The sequence below is a fragment of the Cupriavidus sp. SIMBA_020 genome, assembly GCF_046535395.1.
GTDB lineage: Bacteria > Pseudomonadota > Gammaproteobacteria > Burkholderiales > Burkholderiaceae > Cupriavidus > Cupriavidus campinensis.
Map to the genome: position 1 here is coordinate 1 of NZ_JAWRWU010001529.1, position 241 is coordinate 241.

1 protein-coding gene is annotated in these 241 nt (G+C 63.5%); it reads left to right on the plus strand.

From position 1 onward, the window contains the following. Positions 1-24 precede the first annotated feature (24 nt). Positions 25-241: hypothetical protein (locus SB751_RS34710; RefSeq protein WP_410749576.1), on the plus strand; the 217-nt coding region annotated here is incomplete at its 3' end.

The window sequence follows — 241 nt, forward strand, 5'->3', positions numbered from 1 at the left end:
AGGTCGTACTTCACCGCCTGGCTGTTGAGCGCGCTGACCGTCGTCGATACCGAAGCGATACCCGTCGAGGCCGAGGTCGACAGCGAGGTCACGTTGCTGTTGGTGGTGGAGAGGCCCGTCGAAAGCGAACTTACGCCAGTGGACAGCGAGCTTGCCGTGGTCGAGGTCGAGGTCGACAACGAGGCCACATTGCTGTCCGTGGTGCTCAGGCCCGTGGACAGCGAGGCGACGTTGCTGTTCG